We start from the raw sequence: 571 nt of genomic DNA, 5'->3' as shown, positions 1-571 counted from the left end.
TATCAGTTTTTATGTTGAATGCCCGGTGAACTGGAGGCAGGAAGACAAACACAGAGCTCTTCATCATTTCAAGCTATTAAATATTGCTAACAGGTATCGTTTGGAGGCAGGGAAGCACTTGAGTGAAGTGATTACTCAAAGAAACTCTTTCGTAAAAGTTATAAGGAAATATAGTTCAACCGCAACGTTTCAGCAGCTACAGTCAGAATTTATTGAAGCAAATCTGAAACCTATTATAGATTTGAATGACTTCCCCAATTATTGGAAAAGAGTTATGTATCAGTGCCTAGCAAACTCGGAAGATTTTTTCAGAGGGATCTAGAATATGATGAAAGATAGAAAATTACGACGCTTATCGGAAGTGAACGAATACTTTTTATATGAGGAGGGCTGTTTTTACAAAATCCGGTAGTAACTTGCTAACCAATTCCTAGGCAGGTCATTGGCAACAGTGGCATGCACCGAGAAGGACGTTTGTAATGTCCGCTCCGGCACATAGCAGTCCTAGGGACAGTGGCGTACAGTCATAGATGGTCGGTGGGAGGTGGTACAAATTCTCTCATGCAAAAAA

The 571-nt window shown here is 40.5% G+C and carries 1 protein-coding gene; it reads left to right on the top strand.

Features of this window, described 5'->3' with window-relative positions:
* The coding region (locus LKX83_RS31800) for a hypothetical protein (protein ID WP_465249355.1) at positions 1–322 on the top strand (322 nt) is incomplete at its 5' end.
* Positions 323–571 lie beyond the last annotated feature (249 nt).

The organism is Cohnella baijiui, assembly GCF_020731285.1.
GTDB lineage: Bacteria > Bacillota > Bacilli > Paenibacillales > Paenibacillaceae > Cohnella.
The sequence above is the reverse complement of the archived record's forward strand: the minus strand, read 5'-3'. Positions and strand labels throughout refer to the sequence as shown.